We start from the raw sequence: 22,589 nt of genomic DNA, 5'->3' as shown, positions 1-22,589 counted from the left end.
AACTCCTGACCTCACTTAACCAATCGAACTGAACCCCGGCAACCAGCGGATCATCGCCTCGGCAATCAGCCGTACCCCGCCGGTGGCGATCAGCACCGCAAACAGCACCAGCATCGCGCCCATGCCCTTCTCGACCCAGGCAAAGGCAGCCCGGTGCCGCGCTACCCATGCCAGAAACGGCTTGGCAAACAGCGCCGCCACCACAAATGGCGCGGTCATGCCCAGCCCGTAAACCAGCAGCAGCACACCGCCGCGCCAGATATCCCCCAGGCCCGAGGCGATCATCAGGATCGACGCCAGCGCCGGCCCCACGCAGGGCGTCCAGCCAAAGCCAAACGCCAGCCCCATCAGATAGGCGCCCAGCACCGTCGACGGCTCGGCACTGCTTTCCATCCGTGCCTCGCGGTACAAGAGCGGGATCTTCACCACCCCCAGGAAATGCAGCCCGAACAGCAACAGCAAGGCCGCCGCGCCATAAGACAGCACCTCCAGATACTGCCCGAACAGCTGCCCCAGCGCCGTCGCCCCCATGCCCATCAGCATGAACACAGTGGTGACACCGGCGGCAAAGCAGCAGGCAGATACCAGCAGCCGCCGCTGCGCGCCTGTGGCAATCGCCCCGTCGCCGCGCAGCTCGGCCATCGACAGCCCGCCCATGTAAGACAGGTAAAACGGCACCATTGGCAGAATACAGGGGGTGAAAAAGCTCAGCAAACCTGCGATCAAGGCGCCAAACAGGGATATTTCCAGCATCAAGTCCCCCAGCTGCCCCACAACAACGTTATCCGGGCCCGGCTTGTGTCATTCACATATTCGAATTATGTTGTTTCAATAGCAACCGTCAACAGATGGAATGACATACATGCGCCACCTTCGGCAACTGGCTGCAGCCGCAGCGGCGGCCTGCCTTGCCCTGCCCGCCTGGGCGGCTGAACTGGTGATGGTGGAACAGGCGGGCTGCGAATGGTGTGCCCGCTGGGACGAAGAAATCGCCCCGGTCTACCCGAAAACAGCCGAAGGCAAATTCGCACCCTTGCGGCGGGTCGACCTGCGCGCGATGCCTGAGGATCTGCAGGTTGCCCGCAGGGTCATGTTTACGCCGACCTTCCTGATTGTTGATGACGGACAGGAACAGGCCCGGCTCGAAGGCTATCCCGGCGAAGATTTCTTTTGGCCTTTGCTGGCAGATTTGCTAACCGCCCATACAGGGTTTGTTGATAATACGCACACCCAGGGCGGCAGCTGACCGTCCCGGCGGGGTCAAGCACAGGAGTGCGGCGTGCATGCGCCGCTCAGGAGATAACAGATGGCATTACCGCAGTTTTCTGCCGATATGGAACCGGAAGAAATGGACAAGATGGTGGACAACGCCACCAAGGCCTCCAACTTCCTCAAGGCGATCAGCCACGAAGGCAGGCTGATGATCCTGTGCCATCTGGTCTCGGGCGAGAAATCAGTGACCGAGCTGGAAGAGCTGTTGTCAGCCCGCCAGGCCGCCGTCTCGCAGCAATTGTCCCGCCTGCGCCTCGAAGGCCTGGTCATTCCCCGCCGCGAGGGCAAAGCTATTTTCTACCGTCTCGCCGACGACAAACCCCGCCGCATCCTGGAAGTGGTCTACGACCTGTTCTGCAAAGACGGCAGCTGAGGCCTGATTGAAATCCCCGCATGTTTGATCTCCTGACAGAACACCAGCTGGCCGCCTGCATCGGGCTGCTGGGCGGTGTGCTGCTGGGTCTTGCTGCACGGCTGGGACGGTTTTGCACCCTGGGTGCAATCGAAGACCTGCTCTACGGCGGCTCCTCCCTGCGGATGCGGATGTGGGGCATTGCCATCGGCGTGGCGGTAACGTCCAGCTTTGCACTGATCGGGCTTGGGCTGGTGGATGCCGGCCAGTCCTTTTACCTCTCGATCCGCTGGATGCCCGCCGCCTCGATCCTTGGCGGGCTGATGTTCGGCTACGGCATGGCGCTCAGCGGTAACTGCGGATACGGCGCCATCGCCCGTCTGGGCGGCGGCGACCTGCGCAGTTTTGTCATTGTGCTGGTGATGGGCGTCTCCACCTATGTGGTTTTGGCCGGCCCTCTCGCCCCGTTGCGCAACCTGTTTTTCACGCAGCAGGACGTTACTACCGAAATCCCGCCGGGACTGGCCCATTACGCCGCCGCCTGGAGCGGCCTGCCGGTTGCCGCGATCGGGACAGCTGCCGGCCTGTTGATCCTGCTGGCTTCCCTCGCCAATGCGGAACTGCGCGCCGACAAACAAGCGCTGTTCTGGTCTGCCGTGGTCGGACTGGCCGTCACCTCGGGCTGGGCTGGCACGACCCTGATCAACGCCGAGGGGTTCGAAGCGCTGCCGGTTGTTTCGCATTCCTTTTCTGCTCCCTTGGGCGAGACGATCCTTTGGACCATGACCGGCAGTCTGCGCCCGCTGTCCTTTGCCGTCGGCTCCATCGCCGGGGTTTGGACCGGCGCCTTCGCCGGCTCGCTGATCAAGGGTCATTTCCGCTGGGAGGCCTGTGACGACCCGCGCGAGCTGCGCCGTCAGATCATCGGCGCCGCCATCATGGGTGCGGGTGCTGTGATCGCCATGGGCTGCACTGTCGGTCAAGGCCTCAGCGCGTTTTCGCTGCTGGCAGTCTCGGCGCCCGTCACCATGCTGGCAATCTTTGCAGGTGCCGCAATTGGCCTGCGCCAGCTGATCGAAGGCTTCCGCCCGGCAGAATAACCTGCTGTCCCCGCGGGGACAGGCGGGCAATTGCAGTTCACACCGCCGAATGTGATAGTTCGATTAACCCGCATTAACCTTAAAACATCTGTTACACACCCGCCCATAATGGTCCCGGTCCGAGTTTGGCCCCGCTGGCCGGCCGGCAACGATTGATAAGATTCTGGAGCCCGCCATGGACCGCAAGCAAATAATCGAAGACCCGCAAACCGGCAACAAGGCTGAAGCTTTTGAAGCCTTTGACGATATTCCCGCCAATCCGAACCTGACCCGCACCATCGGCGGCGTGATCGCCAGCCGTTATGGCCGCCGGGGCATATTGAAGGGCCTGCTGGGGGTCTCTGCCACCACCGCGCTGTTCGGCGCCTCAGCCCTCACCGCGCCGCACCAGGCCACCGCCGGCGGCACGGCTGGCACCAGCCGCTATGCCTTTAATGAACTGGCCTGGGGCAACGACGAAACCCACCACGTGGCCAAAGGCTATGACGCAGATATCCTGCTGCGCTGGGGCGACCCGATCACGGCGGATGCGCCGGATTTCGACGTGATGAACCAGACGGCCCAGGCCCAGTTGCAGCAGTTCGGCTACAACAACGACTATGTCGGCTTTACACCGCTGAATACCGAAGGCACCCGCGGGCTGCTGTGCGTGAACCACGAATACACCAATGAAGAGGTGATGTTCCCCGCCCTTGGCCGCCAGGACAAAGCAGACTTCGCCGGAATGACTCGCGCACTGGTGGATATTGAAATGGCCGCACACGGCGGCTCGGTGGTGGAAATCGCCCGCAGCGCGGACGGCAAATGGGCGGTGGTCCGGGATTGCAGCATGAACCGCCGCATCTCACCACTGAACACGGTGATGACAATCGACGGCCCCGCTGCCGGCCATGCCCGGATGCAAACCAACGCGGATCCCAGCGGGGCGCAGGTCATCGGCACGCTGAACAACTGCGCCGGCGGAATGACCCCCTGGGGCACCTGGCTGATGGCCGAGGAGAACTTTCACGGCTATTTCTGGACGGACAGGCTGGACGCGGACGGCAAGCCGGATCTGTCGGATCAGCCTGAAGCGGCGCAGATGAAACGTTACGGCGTGCCGGGCCGCTGGTACGCCTGGGGCAAATTCCACGACCGGTTCAACATCGACAAGGACCCCAATGAGGCCAACCGCTTCGGCTGGGTTGTTGAGGTCGATCCGCGCAATCCGGAGGCTGCACCGGTGAAGCACACCGCGCTTGGCCGTTTCCGCCATGAAGGCGCTGAAACCACCACCTCCACGGACGGCCATCTGGTGGTCTACATGGGCGATGATGCACGGTTTGACTATCAGTACAAATATGTCTCCAAGGGCGTTGTGTCGGACGACCCGGCGGCCAATGCAAAGCTGCTCAGCGACGGCATCCTGTATGCCGCCCGTTTTGACCCGGACGGCAATGTCCACTGGCTGCCGCTGGTGCATGGCGAGGGTCCGCTGACGGCTGAGAACGGCTTTGCCAGCCAGGCTGACGTTCTGATCGATGCACGGCTGGCGGCGGATGCGCTGGGGGCCACGCCAATGGACCGGCCCGAAGACGCAGCCCCCCGCGGCGACGGCACCGCCTATATCATGCTGACCAACAACGCCCGCCGCTCGGCAGGTCAGACCGATCCGGCCAACCCGCGGGCAAAGTCGCGCTTTGGACATATCATCGAAATCAAGGAAGACGGCGGCGACCATGCAGCGGCCCGCGGCAACTGGTCGATCCTGGTGAAATGCGGCGATCCGGGCATTGCCGCCGTCGGGGCCGAATGGAATCCGGAAACCTCTGACAACGGCTGGTTCGGCTCCCCCGACAACTGCGCCTTTGACGCCGAGGGCCGCCTGTGGGTCGCAACCGATCAGGGCAGCAAATGGAGCAAGACCGGCAAATCGGACGGGTTGTACGGGGTTGAGACCGAAGGAAGCCTGCGCGGCCATTCCAAACTGTTCTTCCGCTGCCCGGCAGGCGGCGAGCTGTGCGGCCCCTGTTTTGCGCCGGACAGCGAGACATTGTTTCTGGCGGTTCAGCATCCGGGCACCGATGGCACCAAGGCGCTGAAGGGGTTTGAGCGCGCATCGACCTTTGAAGACCCGGCAACCCGCTGGCCGGATTTCGATCCGGAAATGCCGCCGCGCCCTTCGGTTGTGGTGGTCACGAAACAGGGCGGCGGCAAAATCGCAGGGTAACACCCGCACGGCTGCTATCAGGCGGAGCGCGCCCCAACCGGGGCGCGCGCAGGTTTTTGCCCTGACGGGCGGATTGCCGCCTGATGCACGCAATTGTGAGCATCCAGCCCGCCCGCGTGATTTAACAAATCCGGTAAAGCCATTGGAGGGAACCCATGTTTTTCAAACGCCTGACGGCCGTGCTCATTCTGGCAGCCTCTGCCGCATCCGCCGGAAACATTGCTCCACGCGACGGCTGGGCGGTGCATGAGACGTCAAAACCCTACGGGCAGCTGATCAAGGACGTCAAAGCCGCCGCCAAGACTGAGGGCATGGGTGTGGTCACCCAGGCAGGCCCCACCAAGGCCGCAGCCGCCCGCGGCATCACCCTTCCGGGCAACCGGGTCATCGGCCTGTTCAACAATGATTTCGCGGTAAAGATCCTGGCACTGTCCACAGCTGCGATGATCGAAGCCCCGGTGAGAATCTATGTGACCGAGGAGGAGGACGGCAGCGCTACCCTTGCCTACAAGCTGCCGTCCCATGTCTTTGCGCCCTACATCGACGAAGGCGGTGCTGAGCTGAAAGCCCTGGCAGACCAGTTGGATAGTCGCTTTGCACGGATCGCTGAAAGAGCACAGCAATAGCTCCTTCCGCTTCTTTCTGGTTAAAAATACCCAAAAGCGCATGAAATGCGCCGATTTCCGCCGCAGCATTTCTCACACTGGCGTGAGAGGGCTTGCGCACCGCCGCATCCTCGGCAATCTGGCGGCAAATCAACGGATTGGACGGACAAGATGACAGAGATCCTGCGCACAGCTGACGTTCTGGCCCGCCGCCTCTTTGAGGCGGGCTGCCGCCACGCCTTTGGCATGCCCGGCGGCGAGGTGCTGACGCTGGTGGATGCGCTGACACGCGCGGGCATCACGTTCCACCTGGCCAAGCATGAAAACTGCGCCGGTTTCATCGGCGAAGGGGTGCATCACGCTGACGGTGCACCGGTCATTCTGGTTGCCACCCTCGGCCCCGGCGCGTTGAACGGCATCAATGTGGTCGCCAACGCCCATCAGGACCGGGTGCCGATGCTGGTGCTGACCGGCTGCGTCGATGCAGCAGAGGAGCAGAGTTACACCCACCAGGTGCTTGACCATCGCGCAGTGTTCACCCCGATCACCAAAGCGACGTTCCGTTTAGACGCCGAAGCTGCCGATCTGATCGCCGACAAAGCGGTCGCCATCGCAACCGAGGCTCGAAACGGCCCGGTGCATATCGATGTGCCGATCTCAGTGGCCGATGCGGCGGCCAGAGATCGCGGCCACCGCCGCGCGCCTGCAAGTGCGGCCGTGCCAAGCGGTGAAGCGCTGGCGCAGGCGCGCTCCTGGCTGGAAACGGCAGAGCGCCCGCTGGCGGTGATCGGCCTCGATGCGCTGCAGGAAAATGCCGGTTCTGCCCTCCGCTCTTTTGTGGAAAAACACCAGATACCGTTCATTACCAGTTACAAGGCCAAGGGGATCATTGCCGAAAACCATCCGCTCTGCCTTGGCGGCGCAGGCCTGTCGCCGCTGGCAGACACACATCTGTTGCCACTGGTGCAGGAGGCCGATCTGGTCCTCTCCATCGGCTATGACCCGATTGAGATGCGCCCCGGCTGGCGCAATGCCTGGGATGTGAAAACCCAGAACGTGATCGACATCGCGCCTGTGGCCAACACCCATTACATGCACCAGGCCGGGCTGAGTTTTCTGACCGCCATTGCGCCAACGCTAAAGGCCCTGTCCGATGGCACCGTACCGCACGAAACCTGGACGAACGGCCGCCCTGCCGCTGTAAAAACAGCCCTGACCGGCGCCTTCCCCGCGACGACGCATGGGGTCCGGCGGGCGTCATAGCCGAATGCCGCGCTACTTTGCCGCCGGAAACCCTTGCCACAGCCGACAGCGGTGCGCACCGGATCCTGCTGAGCCAGATGTGGCCATGCCATGAGCCGCGCGGACTGATCCAGTCATCGGCGCTGTGCACCATGGGCTGTGCGGTGCCGATGGCAATCGGACGCAAGCTGGCGCAGCCGGACCACCCGGTGGTCAGCTTCTCAGGCGATGCCGGTTTCCTGATGGTGGCGGGCGAGCTTTCCACCGCGGCGGAACTGGGCCTGGCGCCGATCTTTGTGGTCTTTGCCGATGCCAGCCTGGCGCTGATCGAACTCAAGCAGCGCCAGCGTCAGCTCGCCAACAGCGGGGTGGATTTTGCCGCGCATGACTTCGCTGCGATGGGCAGGGCATTCGGAGGCAACGGGGTGACAGTAACCAGCCGCGCGGAACTGCGCGCCGCCCTGCAGGACGCGATGCAGGCAGACACATTCACCGTCATCTCGGCAGTGATCGAGCGCGGAGGCTATGATGGCCGGATCTGATCTTCTTCCCCATGGTGCGCTGAAAGGCGTCAAGGTGCTGGACCTCTCCCGCATCCTGGCAGGCCCCACCTGCACCCAGCTTTTGGGCGACCTCGGCGCTACGGTGATCAAGGTGGAGAACCCAGGACCGGCGGCGACGACACCCGCCAATGGGGTCCGCCCTATGTGACCGATGCGGACGGCAACCAATCCGATCTCTCGGCCTATTTCATGGCCGCCAACCGCAACAAACGCTCGGTTGCCATTGATATCGCTACAGAAGACGGACAGCAGGCAATCCGCCGGCTGGCGGCAGAGGCTGATATCCTGATCGAGAATTTCAAACCCGGCGGGCTGGCAAAATACGGGCTGGACTACGCCAGCCTCAAGGATGATCTGCCGGGCCTGATCTACTGTTCAATCTCCGGCTACGGCCAGACCGGGCCCAACAGCCACAAGCCCGGCTATGACATCATGGCGCAGGGGTTCGGCGGCATCATGTCGCTGACCGGCGAACCTGACGGCCAACCGATGAAGGCAGGCGTTGGCATCGCAGACGTCATGTGCGGAATGTATGCCTGTATCGGTATCCTGTCAGCCCTGCACCACCGCGTAAAGTCAGGCGAAGGCCAGCAGATCGACCTCGCCCTGGTCGATGCGCAGATCGCCTGGCTGATCAACGAAGGCACCGCCTATCTGAACACCGGCCAGATCCCCAAGCGCCGCGGCAATGAGCATCCCAGCATCATGCCCTATGGCGTCTATGAGACCGCGGACGGGCATGTGATCCTGGCGGTGGGCAATGACAGCCAGTTCCAACGCTTTATGGCGTACTTGAAACTGGAAGGCCTGGCCGAGGATCCGCGCTTTGCCACCAACCCGGCCCGGCTGCAGAACCGCGACGCGCTGAACGGGGTCCTGATCCCGTCGGTGCAGCGGTTCACCACACAGGAGGTGCTGGCAGCGATGGAGGCCCGCAAGGTTCCCGCAGGACCGGTTCAGGATCTGGAGACGCTGTTTGCCACTGATCAGGTCGCGGCCCGCAATATGGCCATCGGCATGGACAGCGCGTCCGGCCCGGTCAAACTGCTGGGCAACCCGCTGAATTTCTCGCGCACGCCTGTAACATACCGGCACGCCCCCCCGCTTGCGGTGAAGGGACAGAGGAGATTCTGGACGCCAGCGACCCCTTTGGGCCAAGCTAAGCACCGCCTTTCGCGGCGGCTTTTCGCCAAGTGTTACAATTTCCGGCAAATCACCGCCAAATCAGCGGTCATTTCGCCGCTCCTTAACCCTTTCGCTTGCAAAAATTTCCCCGGAAATCCTACACATCCGGCGAATTTGACTGTCAGGCACACACAGGCCATCACCAAACCGCGAGCGGGGTTCGCCCGGACCAATCCGATGAACTACTCTTTCATCAGGACACGGAACCCGCGCTTAATTTGAAATAGATTGGACTCCTATGATGCATGATATTTTCGGCCAAGACAGCAGCCTGACCGATGCAGCGGCGCTGCGGGATTGGAATGCCGTGCAGATGGGCGTTCTGGCGCATGCCGCAGTAACCGCCGATCACCTGGGCGCGGTGCTGAAATCGGCGCCGGAGTTTGCCCTGGCCCATGCGATCAAAGGATTGTCCCTATTGATGCTGGGCCGCCGGGAGCTGCTTCCCACAGCGCAGGACGCCCTGCGCGATGCCAAGGCGCAGTACGAAGGTGCCCTGCCGCGGGAACGCAAATATGTCGATGCGCTGGAAGACTGGCTGGCCGGCCGCCCCAGCCAGGCCATCCGCCGGATGGAAGAGGTGCTGGACATCTTCCCGCAGGACACCCTGGCAATGAAGCTCAGCCATGGCATCCGCTTTATCCTTGGCGACCCCAAAGGCATGCGCGCATCCGTTGAACGGGTGATGCCGGCCTATGCGCCCGACCACGCAGGCCGCGGTTATCTGTTGGGCTGCCACTCCTTTGCGCTGGAGGAAACCGGCGAGTTTGAACGCGCGGCCAATGCCGGCCGCCAGGCGCTGTGGATGGCACCGGATGATGCCTGGGGCCTGCATGCGGTGGCGCATGTGCATGACATGACCGGCAATGCCAAGTCCGGACTGGAGTGGCTGCACGGCCGCGAAGAGGCCTGGGCCCATTGCAACAACTTCCGCTATCACGTCTGGTGGCACAAGGCGCTGATGCATCTGGACCTGGGCCAGATGGACGAAGCACTTGCGCTGTACGACACCGAGGTGCGCAAGGACAAAACCGACGATTACCGCGACATCTCCAACGCCACCTCATTGCTGGTGCGGCTGGAGCTGGAAGGCGTCGATGCCGGCAGCCGCTGGGAAGAATTGTCGGACCTTTGCGCCAACCGGACCGAGGACGGCAGCTTGATTTTCGCAGACCTGCATTACCTGCTGGCCCTCACCGGCCACCGCAAGGAAGACGCCCGCAAGCTGGTTCAGCGCATTCATGCCGACGCCAAACAGGGCGGCTCCGAAGCCTGCGCCCGCATGGGTGATCCGGGCTGCGCAGCCGCCGATGGGTTGGAAGCCTTTGGCGACGGCAATTACAAATCCGCCTTCAGCCATCTTGCGTCCGCCCGCGGCAGCATGCAGCTGGCCGGCGGCAGCCACGCGCAACGCGATGTTTTTGAACGCATTACCATAGACGCGGGAATCCGCTCAGGCCAGCTTGACGCGGTCGAGGCAATCCTGGATGACCGCCGTGCCAAGCGCGGCGGCGCCGAGGACAATTATGCGCTTGCCCGCCGCACCCTGATCGCCGAAGGCCGGAACTCTCCCGGTGCTGCAAGCGTTCCTGCTGAATAAGACTTTCAAGGACCAAAAACACAAATGTCCAGCGTTGCGCCCTTCCCCGGGCCTCAGAACGATCCCGGCGTCGCCAACCGCGCAGCCCCCCCGCCGCAAGCGGCACAGCCGCGTGTGCGCGACCCGCGGCTCGACTTCTACCGTGGCATTGCCATGTTCATCATCCTGGCCGCCCACATCCCGGGCAACCGCTGGACCGGCTGGATTCCGGCCCGGTTCGGGTTCTCGGACGCAACCGAGATCTTTGTATTCTGCTCCGGCATGGCCTCGGCCATTGCCTTTGGCGGCTCTTTTGCCAAGCAAGGCTGGTGGCTGGGCACCGCCCGCGTCGCATTCCGCTGCTGGCAGGTATTCTGGGCCCATATCGGACTGTTCTTCTTCATCGCCATGTCGCTGGCGGCGATTGATGTCTATGGCGGGTTTGAAAAGAGCTATATCAATTCGCTGAACCTGGGCCATTTCTTCAAGGACCCGGCGCCGCAGCTGGTGGGGCTGTTCACCCTCACCTACGTGCCGAACTACTTTGACATCCTGCCGATGTATCTGGTGGTGCTGATGCTGATGCCGCTGCTGATGGGTCTGGAAAAGATCGGTCTTTGGGCCGTGGCTGCCGTATCCATGCTGATCTGGCTGATGGCAAACCCCTATATGATCGGCCTGGGTCCCGATGGCCTGTCGCTGCCGGCGGAACCCTGGTCGGAACGCGAATGGTTCTTCAATCCCTTCGGCTGGCAGTTGCTGTTCTTCACCGGCTTTGCCTTTATGAAGGGTTGGCTGCCGAAACCGCCGGTGTCCAAAGTGCTGGTCGTGCTGGCCGCCGCATTCCTGATCCTGTCGGCGCCTTATGGTTCGTGGAAAGTCTTCACCTGGGTCAAGGCCGCCAGCCCCGAGCTGGCCGACCTGATCAAGCCGGGCCGCGATGCCATCGGCGAATGGCGCGAAAAAACAGACTTTGGACTGCTGCGCTATGCCCATTTCCTGGCGCTGGCCTATCTGGGCTGGGTTGCTGCGGGCGAAGGCGGCAAACGGCTGATCGCCAACGGCAGTTCCGCTGCAGCGCGGATCTGGGCGGTTCTGCTGCAGATCATCACCAAAGTCGGCCAGCAATCGCTTGCGGTGTTTGTATTCTCGATGGCACTGGCGCGTTTCATCGGCTTTGCGCTTGACCAGACGGACCGCGCGGTTATGACCACGGCATTCGCCAATCTGTTTGGTTTTTTCCTAATCATTGGTTGCGCTTACGGCGCTGCCTGGTTCAAGTCCCAGCCATGGAGAGCCAAGAAATGAGCTCTTTCACCCGCCGTTCCTTTTTGGCCGCAGCACTTGGCAGCACAGCACTTGCCGCATTGCCGTCTGTGGCACGCGAGGCCATGCCCTTTACCCGCTATGTTGTTGTGGCCAAGGCCCGCGCGCTGGCCGCCAAACCCTTTGCCGAGCGCCCGATGGTGCCGCAGGATTGGCTGGACCAGTCATATGACGATTACAAATCCCGCTGGTTCCGCACCAAGGACGCGCTGTGGGCGGGGACCGACCGCAGCTATAACGTCGATTTCTTCCTGCCCGGCCTTTATTTCCCGCGCGCCGTTCAGGTGAACACGGTGGCGGACGGCATGGCTGAGCGGATCGGCTTTGACCTGTCGCTGTTCGACAAAAACGACAAGGCGCCGGATCTGACGACCGAGGGTGATCTGGGCTATTCCGGCCTGCGCCTGCGTACCGATCTGGATCACCCGGACAAAAAGACAGAATTCTGCGTCTTCCAGGGCGCCAGCTATTTCCGTGCCATCGGCACCGGCAACGCCTATGGGCTGTCGGCCCGCGGCCTGGCACTGAAAACCGCTGACCCCGAGGGTGAGGAATTCCCCGAATTCATCGAGTTCTGGCTGGAGGCCCCTGCCCCCGGCCAACGCTCGATGGTGGTGCATGCGCTGATGGATTCGCCCTCTGTCACTGGCGCCTACCGGTTCACCATCACCCCGGCAGCAGCGCGGTGATGGATGTGGAGGCAACCCTGTTCGCCCGCGAGGAGCTGAACCACGCAGGCCTTGCGCCGCTCACCTCGATGTTCCTGTTCGACGCCACCAACCGCAACCGTTTCGATGATTTCCGCCCGGCGGTGCATGACAGCGACGGCCTCTTGGTGCTGAATGGCAATGGCGAGACCCTGTGGCGGCCGCTTGCCAATCCGACCCGTCTGCAGGTCTCGTCCTTTGTCGATGAAAACCCGCAAGGCTTTGGCCTGATGCAACGCCCGCGCAGATTGTCGGAGTTCAACGACCTGGAAGCCTTTTATCACAACCGCCCCTGCCTGTGGGTCGAACCCAAGGAAGACTGGGGCAAAGGCGCCGTCACCCTGGTGGAGATCCCGGCGGACAAGGAAATCTACGACAATATCGTCGCCTACTGGCGCCCGCGCGAGCCCTATGCCGCCGGATCCGAGGTGAACCTGAATTACCGTCTCACCTGGGGCGAAGAGCCGGTGCTGTCGATGCCGCGGGTGATCGACACCGCCGAGGGCGCACGGATCTTTGGCGGGCCGGGCCGGATCATGACCATCGATTTCGATGCCCACCCGTTGTTTGACGGCGGCCCGGACACTCTTGACGTCCACATCCACTCTCCCCATGTGGCGACCAGCGAAGGCGTGCTGCAGCACAACCCCGAAACCGGCGGTCTGCGCCTGGCCTTCTATTTTGATCCCGGTGAGCGGGATCACGTTGAACTGCGCGCCCAGCTCAGGAAGGACGGCACTGCCGCTTCCGAGGTCTGGCTATACAGGTGGACCGCATGACTGCATGTGATCTGATGCCCCCGGAACAGCCGCTGGCGATGCCGGAACAGGATTTCAGCAAGGACTTTCACGATGCCGAAGCCCCCGGCGGCGCCGCGCCGCGCCAGGTGGCGTTGTGGCGGCTGCTGGCCTTCTCGCCTGCAATGCTGGCAACCGGCGTTCTGACCTGGGTGATGCGGGGCTGGTTTACGGCTGACGGGTTCTCAGTGCTGGAGCTGATCCTGCTGGCGCTGATCGCCTTCAACTTCTTCTGGATCGCCTTTACCGTCTCGACCGTGTTGCTGGGCCTTTACGGTCTGTCCCGCCGGGAAAAGACCGTGGCCCGCGGCGCGGCGCGCCCGATGAAGGTGGCACTCTTGATGCCGGTCTACAACGAAGTGCCCTGGTACGTGCTGGGCAACGCCCAGACCATGCTGCAGGAACTTCATGGCCGCGGCGGCCAGCATGAGTATGCGATGTTCATCCTGTCCGACACCCGCAACGACGCCATTGCCGCACAGGAGCGCGCCAGTGTCGAGGCGCTGCGCAGCATGCTGCCGGAAGGCACTGAACTGTATTACCGCCGCCGCGCCGACAATGAGGGCCGCAAGGTCGGCAATATTTCTGACTGGGTGCGCCGCTGGGGCGCTGATTACGAGGCGATGCTGGTGCTGGACGCCGACAGCCTGATGACCGGCCGCGCCATTGCCCGGCTGGCCGATGCCCTGGCCCGCGATCCCGGCGCCGGCCTGATCCAAAGCTATCCGCAGCTGATCGGCGCCCAGTCGGTCTTTGGCCGCATGCAGCAGTTCGCCAATGGTGTCTATGGCCTCGCCCTGGCCGAAGGGCTGGCCCGCTGGGCAGGCCACGAGGGCAACTATTGGGGCCATAACGCCATCATCCGCACCCGCGCCTTTGCCGCCTGCGCCGGGCTGCCGCTGCTGCGTTCGCGCTTTGGCGGCGGCGACAAGCTGATCATGAGCCATGATTTTGTCGAGGCAGGCCTGTTGCGCCGCGCGGGCTGGTCGGTGCGTTTTCTGCCCCGCATCCGCGGATCATACGAGGAAACCCCGGCCACCCTGATCGACCACATCCTGCGCGACCGCCGCTGGTGCCAGGGCAACCTCCAGCACCTGAACCTGCTGCACGCCAAGGGTTTCCGGGCGATCTCGCGCTTTCACCTGTTTGCCGGCGCCATCGGCTATCTGATGGCACCGGTGTGGTTTGCGCTGCTGGTGCTCTGGGCCATTATCGGCCGCAGCGACGAGGCCTCGGTGATCAGCTACTTCAGCGAGGCCAACCCGTTCCGCCCCAGCTGGCCGGATATGTCGGAACCCAAACACGTGCTGGTGATCATCCTGATCTACGCGATGCTGCTGGCGCCCAAGATGCTGGCCGCAACGGCGCTGCCGCTGACCGGCAGCCGGTTCTCGGAATACGGCGGTCCAGTGCATTTTGCGCTGTCCTTTGTGTCCGAGGTCCTGCTGGCAATCCTCTATGCGCCGATCCTGATGGTACAGCAGATGATCGCGGTGTTCCGTACCGCCTTAGGCTTGCAGCGCGGCTGGGAACCGCAGGCCCGCGACGGCGGCAGCTATTCATTGCGCACGCTGATCACCTGCCATGCGCTGGAAACCGTCAGCGGGTTGGCGCTCTGGGCAGGGATCCTCAGCGGCACCGTATCGCTGTGGCTGGCACCGATTGCGCTGTCGCTGGTGCTGGCAGTGCCACTGTCGGCACTGTCCGGGGTGAAGACAGTGAACCGCATCCGCAACTGGATGGCCACGCGCGAGGAATTCACCGAACCCCAGATCACCCGTGCCGCCCGCGTTGCGCGGGCTGACTTGAAGGCCCTGCTGGAAGGCAGCACCGCCCGCGGTACTCCGGCGGAATAAACCTGCACGTCAGCGGGCAGCTCCCGCGACCGAAGGATCCCCGGCTGCGCCGGGACACCCTTGACGGTCTTGGGCCAAGCGCCGCGCTGGCGCGCGTCGCGGTTGCGCAAGTACCCGCCGCTATCCTCAAAAATGCCGGCCTCGCGGCGGCATGCAACAGCAGCGCGCCCGCAGGGCGCGCTGCCTGGCCCAACGCTTTGATGGAAATCTTTGATTTCGATCACAGGGGCGGGAGCGCTCCGTTCGTTACAGCCCCCAAGCGTCAGCGCACTGCCGGTTCATCTTCGAACCATTCGGCCATCAGGCCCGCCCAGGTTTCGGGCACAGTATGGCCGCCGTCAAACAACACCAGTTCGATCTCCGCCCCGGCCCGCAATCCCAGCGGCGGTGCATCAGGCTGTCCGCGCTCCAAGCCTTGACCGGCGCGTGCGACGCGCAGCCGTTCGCCTCGCGCCAAACCTCAAGCCCGGCAAAGACATCGCCCTGCTCCCAGCGCCCGCCGCCAAGGATACGCCCCTCCAGCGGCACCACCTCATCGCGCCAGCCGTGGGTTTGCAACAGGCGCACCGGCCCCTCGCAAGTCTCAGGCTGCGGCCGCCAGAACGCACCGGACACCGGCGCATACGCTGCAAACGCCGCCGGATTGCTGCAAGCCAGGTAATGCACCATAAAGGCACCCGCTGAGAACCCTGCGAGAACCGTCTGCGCAGAGGATGTGCCAAACCGTTCCGAGGCATCTGTCAGCACAGACGCAAAAAACGCTCCCTCATCCCGGCCTTCGGTGAACGGCCCGAAGCCCCAGGACTGCGGACCGCTGCCGCCGCGTTTGCGCCCCTCAGGTGCAATCACCGCATAGCCGCGCGCTGTCAGCCCTTCGGACAGCGCCCTGTTGCGCATCACCTGCGCGCCGCTGCCGCCGTAGCCATGCAAGAACATCACCACAGGCGGCGGCGTGTTCGCATCAGCGGGCAGCGCGATGTGATACGCGCCATCCGCAACCTCACACGCGCCGGCCTCTGAACCGCAGGCAGCAACTGCCGCGCCGCCCCACGCCGCAGACAGCAGCGCTGCGGCTGCGGCTGTTTTCCAAGTCTTCATCATCCCTCCCATCGCGCCACCGGCAGGTTGGCGGCAATCCAGCCTGGTCCTGCACCGGATCCCAGCATGCCTTCGGGCACGTCAAACACATTGCTGAATCCCGCCCGCGCCAGGGCCAGCGTCAGCCGGGCCGACCGCACGCCACGGGCGCAGATCAGCGCCACAGGCAAAGCCGGGTCCGGCCCCGCTGCGGTTTGCAGGGCTGCTATAAAGTCGTCGCGGCGCATGTCGATCTGATGGCTGCCCACCGGCACCCCGAGGCGCGCCATTCCTGCGGCGTGCGGATATCCACCAGGGTAATCTCCCCGGCCTGCGCCTGGGCAAAGGCCTCGGCTACGGTCAGCCGCGGGTGATCATGGTCCGGAGGCTGCCTGCGCTGCCACCAGATCCCCGCACCAGCCGCCGCTGCAATACCGCCGAGCAGCGCCAGCCGGCGGGACACTCCGCGTTTACCTGTGTTTTCCTGCGCCGCCATCCCGCCGCTTTCCTTTCAATCCGACCGCCCGCTGACTGCCCGGACCCGGGCCGTTGCCCCAAGACCTAGCAGGCCATGAGGCCGCAATCACCAGAAACAGGCCAATACCGCCGGTCAAGTTCTTGTTATTGGACGGACACTGCCCAATTATGGCCCTAACGAGCGTAAGATTCCCGCCTCTGGCTGCGTCATTATTACCGCATCCGGGCCGGCGGGGGTGGTTCTGGGCAAGAAAATTGCTTAGCACTGGTCCAAAAACGACGCGCCAACCCGACAGGAGACCTGCACGTGTCCCTATTCCTGATTGCGGCCCTGCCCTTTCTCGGAGCCGTCTTCCCAGCGCTGTTGATCCGCGCGGGACGCAATGCGGCAGCCTCAGCCGCCGGGCTTACCACCCTGCTCGCCTTTATCGGGCTGATGCTGCATATCCCGGCCGTGTTCCGCGGCGAAACCATTCATGCCTCTGCCAGCTGGCTGCCCGCATTGGGTCTGAATGCCAATTTCTTTCTTGACGGGCTGGGCTTCCTGTTTGCGGCAATGATCCTGGGCATCGGCCTGCTCATCATCCTTTACGCCCGGTTCTACCTGTCGCGCGAAGACCCGATGGGCCAGTTCTACAGCTATCTGCTGCTGTTCCAGGGCGCGATGGTTGGTATCGTTCTGTCCGATAACATTCTGCTTTTGCTGGTATTCTGGGAGCTGACCTCGCTCAGCTCCTTCCTGCTGATCGGCTATTGGAAACACCTGCCCGAAGGCCGCCAGGGCGCGCGGATGGCACTGACAGTCACCGGCTCCGGCGGGCTGGCGATGATTGCGGGGATGCTGATCCTGGGCCATATCGCAGGCTCTTATGACCTGAGCGTTATTCTGCAAAACAAAGACGCCATTCAATCCTCGCCGCTGTATCTGCCCGCGCTGATCCTGATCCTTCTGGGGGCCTTCACCAAATCGGCGCAGTTCCCGTTCCATTTCTGGCTGCCGCATGCGATGGCAGCACCCACGCCCGTCTCGGCCTATTTGCACTCTGCCACCATGGTGAAGGCCGGGCTGTTTCTGATGGCCCGTATGTGGCCGGTGCTGGCCGGCACGCCGGAATGGTTCTATATCGTTGCCACCACCGGTCTTGTCACCATGCTGCTGGGCGCGGTGATTGCGCTGTTCAAGGATGACCTCAAGGCGCTATTGGCGTTTTCCACCGTCAGCCATCTGGGGCTGATCACCATGCTCTTGGGCTTTGGCACCAAGATCGCCGCAGTGGCGGCCATGTTCCACATCATCAACCACGCCACCTTCAAGGCGGCGCTGTTCATGACCGCGGGCATTGTCGATCACGAGGCCGGCACCCGCGACATCAAACGCCTTGGCGGATTGCGGCATCTGATGCCGGTCACCTTCACCATCGGCATGGTCGCGGCGCTGTCGATGGCCGGCATCCCGCCCTTGAACGGCTTCCTGTCCAAGGAAATGATGCTGGAGGAAGCCGCCCATACCGTCTGGAACGGCTCGCATCTGGTGATCCCTGCGCTGGCCTCCGTGGCGGCGCTGTTCTCTGCCGCCTATTCCTTCCGCTTCATTGCGCATGTCTTCTTCGGCCCCAAGCGCGACGACTATCCCGCACACCCGCATGACCCCAACTCCGGCATGTGGATGGGGCCTGCCTTTCTGGTGCTGCTGGTGGTGCTGATCGGCCTGGCTTCGGCCAAGATCGCAGGTCCGATGGTCGCCACTGCCGCCAGCGCGGTGATCGGCGGCGAGAAACTGCCCTATTACTCGCTCAAACTGTGGCACGGGCTGACTCCGGCACTGTATATGTCGCTGTTTGCCGTGCTGGGCGGCGCGGTGCTGCTGGCGCTGCACAGGCCGCTGGAGCGGATCTGGAACGCCCTGCCCCGCCCGAGGCCAAGGTCATTTTCGACGCCCTTATCGACGCCTTTACCCGCCTGGGCCAAGGCGTGACCGAAGGGCTGCACAATGGCAACCTGACCCGCTATGCCGCAGTCATGGTCACCTTCACCGTTGCCATCGCCTTTTACGCCTATCAGGGCGGCACACTGGGTGCGGCCACGCGTGAGCTGCAGAGACCGGGCCTGCTGCCCGTGCTCGGCTGGTTCGCGCTGGTTGTGGCGACGCTGTTCATCGTCGCCAAACACCGCAACCGGCTGTTGTCGCTGGTGCTGATCGGCGTTGTGGGTCTGGTTGTCTCGATGTCGTTCAATTACCTCTCGGCGCCTGATCTGGCACTGACCCAGATTTCGGTCGAGGTGGTGACGATCATCCTGATGCTGCTAGCGCTGAACTTCATGCCAAAGGAAACCCCGGTTGAAACCCCGGCCCTGACCCGCATCCGCGATGGCGCGATATCTGTGGTCGCCGGTCTGGGTGCCGGCGGGCTGATCTATGCGCTGCTGATGCGCGATTTTGCCTTCCCGACGATTTCGGATTTCCACCTCGCCAATTCCTACAAGGGCGGCGGCGGCACCAATGTGGTGAACGTGATCCTGGTCGACTTCCGCGGCTATGACACCTTTGGCGAGATCATCGTGCTGGGCATCGCCGCCATGGTGATCTTTGCCCTGACCGAAGCGGTTTTGAACAGCCGTGTGCGCGCCCATCTTCTGAACCGCAAGCCCGATCTGCCGCAGGCCGGCGACGCGCATCCGCTGATGATGGTGGTGGCAACGCGGGTGATAATGCCGCTGGCGCTGATGGTGGCGGCCTATATCTTTTTCCGCGGCCACAACCTGCCGGGCGGCGGCTTTATCGCCGGGCTGATCGCGGCAATTGCGATCATCATGCAATACATGGCGTCGGGCTTTGCCTGGGCCACTGAACGCCAGCGCTACCCCTATCACGCTATCATCGGCTCGGGCGTGCTGATTGCCGCCGCCACCGGCATGGGCGCCTGGTTCAACGGCATGCCCTTCCTGACCAGCGATTTCGGCTACCTGCACTGGCCGCCGCTGGAGGAATTCGAATGGGCCACAGCCGCCCTGTTCGACCTGGGCGTCTTCCTGGCGGTGGTTGGCGCGGTGCTGCTGGCACTGGAAAGCCTGTCGCGCTTTGCCTGGCAGCCAGGGATGAGCACGGAACACGCGATGGACATCAACCCGGCGCGCGATGACGCGGACAAGACCGGGACGGAGGGATAGATATGGAACTTCTCGTCGCCTCTGCCGTCGGCATCCTGACCGCGGCCGGCATCTACCTGATCCTGCGCCGCCGCAGCTTCCCGGTGATCCTGGGCCTGTCGCTGATCACTTATGCGGTCAATGTCTTCCTGTTCGCCACCGGGCGGCTGGCAACCGGCGCGCCGCCGATCCTCAACAAATACGAGGAGGTCGCCTATACCGATCCGCTGCCGCAGGCGCTGGTGCTCACTGCCATCGTGATCTCTTTCGGCATGACAGCCGTTGTGGTGATGATCGCGCTGGGGCCTATCTGTCGTCACGCGATGACAGCACTGCCATGCCGGTTGAACCCGAAGGCGCAGGAGACGACGCATGATCGACCACCTTCTGATTGCGCCGGTGGTGCTGCCTGCCTTGGTGGCGCCGTTCATCATCATGGCGGTGCGCCACCATCTGGACCTGCAGCGGATCTTTTCGCTGGCCAGCGTGGTGCTGCTGGCAGCCGTGTCGCTGACCCTGGCCGCCCAGACATTGGACGGCACCGTCAAGGTCTATGAGCTGGGCGACTGGCCCGCGCCCTTTGGCATTGTGCTGGTGCTGGACCGGCTGTCAGCAATGATGATCGTGCTGACCTCACTGCTGGCGCTGCCGGTCCTGCTCTATGCCATCGGCTCCGGCTGGGACACCCGCGGCGCCAATTTCCACGCGCTGTTCCAGTTCCAGCTGATGGGCATCATGGGCGCATTCCTGACCGGCGACGCCTTCAACCTGTTTGTGTTCTTCGAGGTGCTGCTGATCGCCTCCTATGGCCTGATGATCCACTCCGGCGGCACCCGGCGGTTTCAGGCCGGGGTTCAGTATGTGGTGTTCAACCTGCTTGGCTCCACCCTGTTCCTGTTTGCGCTTGGCACGCTGTATTCGGTGACCGGCACCCTGAACATGGCCGACCTCGCGGTAAAAGTGGCCCAGATCCCGGCTGAGGATACCGCCCTGCTGCGCGTTGGTGCTGTGATGCTGCTGCTGGTCTTTGCCATCAAGGCGTCGCTGCTGCCGCTGCATTTCTGGCTGCCCTCGGCCTATGCCAATGCACCGATGCCGGTGGCGGCCCTGTTTGCCATCATGACCAAGGTCGGCGCCTATTCGATCCTGCGTATGTACACGCTGATTTTCGGCCCGAGGTTCAGGCCACCGCCGGCCTGACCGAGACCTGGCTGCTGCCCGCCGCCCTGCTGACCCTTGGCGCCGGCGCCATCGGTGTTCTCGGCTCCAAGAAGCTGGGCCGGCTTGCGGCCTTTGGCGCCATCGCCTCGATGGGCACGCTGCTGATCGCCATTTCGCTGTTCACCCAGACCGCCGCGGCAGCGGCGCTGTACTATCTGGTGCATTCCACCCTGGCCGCGGCGCTGTTGTTCCTGGTTGCTGATCTGGTGATAGAACGGCAGGGCCAATGGATCCTGCCGCAGCTGCCGATGCCGCAGACCGGGCTGATCTCGGCGCTGTTCTTTGCCGCCGCCATCGCGCTTGCGGGCATGCCGCCGCTGTCGGGTTTCCTTGGTAAACTGCTGGTGCTGGACGCCACCCGCGGCGTCGATCTGGCGCCGTGGATCTGGGCCGTGATCCTGCTGGGGTCGCTGATCACCATTATCGGCATGGCCCGTGCCGGCTCGCTGCTGTTCTGGAAAGGCCACGGCCTGCCGCCGCAGGACATTGATACCAGCGCCGAACCGCCACTGGATAACCTGGCCGCAAGACCGGCGCAGCTGCCCTTTGTCGCCTGTTTCGGCCTGCTGGGCGGGCTCATTGCCCTTACCGTATTCGCAGGCCCCGCCACCCGCTATGCCGAGGCAACGGCAGCCCAGCTCTTTACGCCAACAGCCTATATCGACACCGTGCTGGGGAGGACGGCAGAATGAAACTGATCCGGCGGCTGTTCCCGCACCCCCTGCTCACGCTTCTGCTGACCGTCACCTGGCTTTTGCTGGTCAATGGCTGGTCGCTGAATTCGCTGGTCTTTGGCCTTCTGCTGGGCGTGCTGATCCCGTTTGTGACCCAGCCCTACTGGCCCAACCGGCCCAAGCTGCGCCGCCCGCTGAAGATCGCGGAATACATCCTGGTGGTGCTGCTGGACATTGTGCAGGCCAATATCATCGTGGCCCGCATCGTGCTGTTCAAACCCAATGCAGACCGCCGCCCCAACTGGATCACCGTCCCGCTGGACCTGAAAACACCCGAGGCGATCACCGCCCTTGCAGGCACCATCACCATGACGCCGGGCACCCTGTCGGCGGATGTCTCGGACGAGGGCCACGCCCTCTTGGTCCACTGCCTTGATGCTCCCAACCCGGACGCGGTGCGGGACGAGATCAAACAGCGCTACGAGCGCCGGCTGATGGAGATTTTCGAATGATCGAAAGTGCTGCCACCTTTGCCTTTGCCTGCTTTGCCCTGGCGATGCTGATGAACCTGTGGAAGGTCGTCACCGCGCCGGACGTGGCCGACCGCATCCTGGCGCTGGACACCATGTTCATCAACGCCATCGCACTGATGGTGCTCTACGGAATGGCGCTGGGGAGCGAGATTTTCTTTGAGGCCGCGATGATCATCGCCATGCTTGGCTTTGTCTCCACCGTGGCCTACGCGCGCTTTATCCTGCGCGGCAATATCATCGAGTGAGGGTGAGACATGGAAAGCCTGTTTGAATTCCTCGTTGCCGCTTTTCTGGTGATTGCCGGGGTCTTCGGTTTTGTCGGCTCCTTCGGGCTGCTCAAGCTCAACGATCCGATGTCGCGCCTGCACGCCCCGACCAAGGCCACCACCCTGGGCGTCGGCGGCGTGCTGCTGGCCTCAATGCTGCATGCGGCAGCGTTTGAGAAATACTTCTCGGTGCATGAGCTGATGATCACTCTGTTCCTGTTCCTGACTGCGCCGATCACCGCCAATTTCATTGCCAAGGTGCATATCCACCGGCAAGAGAGCCGCGACACCATGCCCTCGGCGGGCGAGGATGACCATTGGGCCACCCATGACACGCCAGAGGACGAGGAACGCAAAAACGCCGGCCGCACGGAAACGCCCCGGTAAGGGCAGATTGATGT

General features: G+C 63.2%; 13 protein-coding genes and 7 pseudogenes. 17 read left to right on the top strand and 3 right to left on the bottom strand.

Annotated features, from left to right (window positions below):
- Window positions 1-15: 15 nt before the first annotated feature.
- Entirely contained in the window at window positions 16-753 is a 738-nt protein-coding gene (locus ETW23_RS08315; RefSeq protein WP_134829722.1) for a cytochrome c biogenesis CcdA family protein, read from the bottom strand.
- 109 nt (window positions 754-862) lie between these two features.
- Here ETW23_RS08315 and ETW23_RS08310 point away from each other — a divergent pair, with 109 nt between their 5' ends.
- The 11 genes and pseudogenes from ETW23_RS08310 to mdoH all read left to right on the top strand — a co-directional run bounded on the left by ETW23_RS08310 (window position 863) and on the right by mdoH (window position 14,793).
- Window positions 863-1,246: a hypothetical protein gene (locus tag ETW23_RS08310; RefSeq protein ID WP_205879964.1), complete on the top strand. Its 384-nt coding sequence runs from the start codon at window positions 863-865 to the stop codon at window positions 1,244-1,246.
- Between the two features lie 60 nt (window positions 1,247-1,306).
- Complete coding sequence (locus ETW23_RS08305) at window positions 1,307-1,645, top strand: helix-turn-helix transcriptional regulator (RefSeq protein WP_129370612.1); 339 nt, start codon at window positions 1,307-1,309, stop codon at window positions 1,643-1,645.
- 20 nt (window positions 1,646-1,665) lie between these two features.
- Complete coding sequence (locus tag ETW23_RS08300) at window positions 1,666-2,724, top strand: YeeE/YedE family protein (RefSeq protein ID WP_134829720.1); 1,059 nt, start codon at window positions 1,666-1,668, stop codon at window positions 2,722-2,724.
- Window positions 2,725-2,899: 175 nt separating this feature from the next.
- Window positions 2,900-4,933: a PhoX family phosphatase gene (locus tag ETW23_RS08295; protein ID WP_134829719.1), complete on the top strand. Its 2,034-nt coding sequence runs from the start codon at window positions 2,900-2,902 to the stop codon at window positions 4,931-4,933.
- A gap of 155 nt (window positions 4,934-5,088) precedes the next feature.
- Window positions 5,089-5,559, top strand: coding sequence for a DUF302 domain-containing protein (locus tag ETW23_RS08290; RefSeq protein WP_134829718.1), 471 nt, complete (start codon window positions 5,089-5,091; stop codon window positions 5,557-5,559).
- Window positions 5,560-5,709: 150 nt separating this feature from the next.
- Window positions 5,710-7,322, top strand: a pseudogene (locus ETW23_RS08285) (thiamine pyrophosphate-binding protein).
- Window positions 7,309-8,506: pseudogene (locus ETW23_RS08280) on the top strand (CaiB/BaiF CoA transferase family protein). Before ETW23_RS08285 ends, ETW23_RS08280 begins: the two co-directional pseudogenes overlap by 14 nt.
- A gap of 260 nt (window positions 8,507-8,766) precedes the next feature.
- Entirely contained in the window at window positions 8,767-10,128 is a 1,362-nt protein-coding gene (locus ETW23_RS08275) for a tetratricopeptide repeat protein (RefSeq protein WP_134829717.1), read from the top strand.
- Window positions 10,129-10,152: 24 nt separating this feature from the next.
- Window positions 10,153-11,415, top strand: coding sequence for an OpgC family protein (locus tag ETW23_RS08270; RefSeq protein WP_134829716.1), 1,263 nt, complete (start codon window positions 10,153-10,155; stop codon window positions 11,413-11,415).
- Window positions 11,412-12,919: pseudogene (locus tag ETW23_RS08265) on the top strand (glucan biosynthesis protein). Before ETW23_RS08270 ends, ETW23_RS08265 begins: the two are co-directional and overlap by 4 nt.
- Entirely contained in the window at window positions 12,916-14,793 is a 1,878-nt protein-coding gene (gene mdoH, locus ETW23_RS08260) for a glucans biosynthesis glucosyltransferase MdoH (protein ID WP_134829715.1), read from the top strand. The pseudogene ETW23_RS08265 and the gene mdoH overlap by 4 nt, the downstream one beginning before the upstream one ends.
- A 300-nt stretch (window positions 14,794-15,093) precedes the next feature.
- Here mdoH and ETW23_RS08255 read toward each other — a convergent pair whose 3' ends face one another.
- Window positions 15,094-15,891 (bottom strand): PHB depolymerase family esterase, encoded by a 798-nt coding sequence (locus ETW23_RS08255; protein WP_368075883.1) that lies wholly within the window; start codon window positions 15,889-15,891, stop codon window positions 15,094-15,096.
- Window positions 15,891-16,366 (bottom strand): annotated as a pseudogene (locus ETW23_RS08250) (rhodanese-like domain-containing protein). Before ETW23_RS08250 ends, ETW23_RS08255 begins: the two are co-directional and overlap by 1 nt.
- Before the next feature lie 288 nt (window positions 16,367-16,654).
- Between ETW23_RS08250 and ETW23_RS08245 the strand changes: the two are divergent.
- The 6 genes and pseudogenes from ETW23_RS08245 (at window position 16,655) to ETW23_RS08220 (ending at window position 22,575) form a co-directional block, all read left to right on the top strand.
- Window positions 16,655-19,515, top strand: a pseudogene (locus ETW23_RS08245) (monovalent cation/H+ antiporter subunit A).
- Window positions 19,516-19,517: 2 nt separating this feature from the next.
- Window positions 19,518-19,870: pseudogene (locus ETW23_RS08240) on the top strand (Na+/H+ antiporter subunit C).
- Window positions 19,870-21,407, top strand: a pseudogene (locus tag ETW23_RS08235) (monovalent cation/H+ antiporter subunit D). The pseudogenes ETW23_RS08240 and ETW23_RS08235 overlap by 1 nt, the downstream one beginning before the upstream one ends.
- A complete protein-coding gene (locus ETW23_RS08230; RefSeq protein ID WP_129370598.1) occupies window positions 21,404-21,901 on the top strand; it encodes a Na+/H+ antiporter subunit E in 498 nt (165 codons plus the stop codon). The pseudogene ETW23_RS08235 and the gene ETW23_RS08230 overlap by 4 nt, the downstream one beginning before the upstream one ends.
- Window positions 21,898-22,167, top strand: coding sequence for a K+/H+ antiporter subunit F (locus ETW23_RS08225; protein ID WP_027259298.1), 270 nt, complete (start codon window positions 21,898-21,900; stop codon window positions 22,165-22,167). The genes ETW23_RS08230 and ETW23_RS08225 overlap by 4 nt, the downstream gene beginning before the upstream one ends.
- 9 nt (window positions 22,168-22,176) lie before the next feature.
- A complete protein-coding gene (locus ETW23_RS08220) occupies window positions 22,177-22,575 on the top strand; it encodes a Na+/H+ antiporter subunit G (RefSeq protein ID WP_129370597.1) in 399 nt (132 codons plus the stop codon).
- Window positions 22,576-22,589: the final 14 nt, after the last annotated feature.

Source organism: Leisingera sp. NJS201 (assembly GCF_004535885.1).
Classification (GTDB): domain Bacteria; phylum Pseudomonadota; class Alphaproteobacteria; order Rhodobacterales; family Rhodobacteraceae; genus Leisingera.
This window is presented reverse-complemented; position numbering and strand designations above follow the sequence as displayed.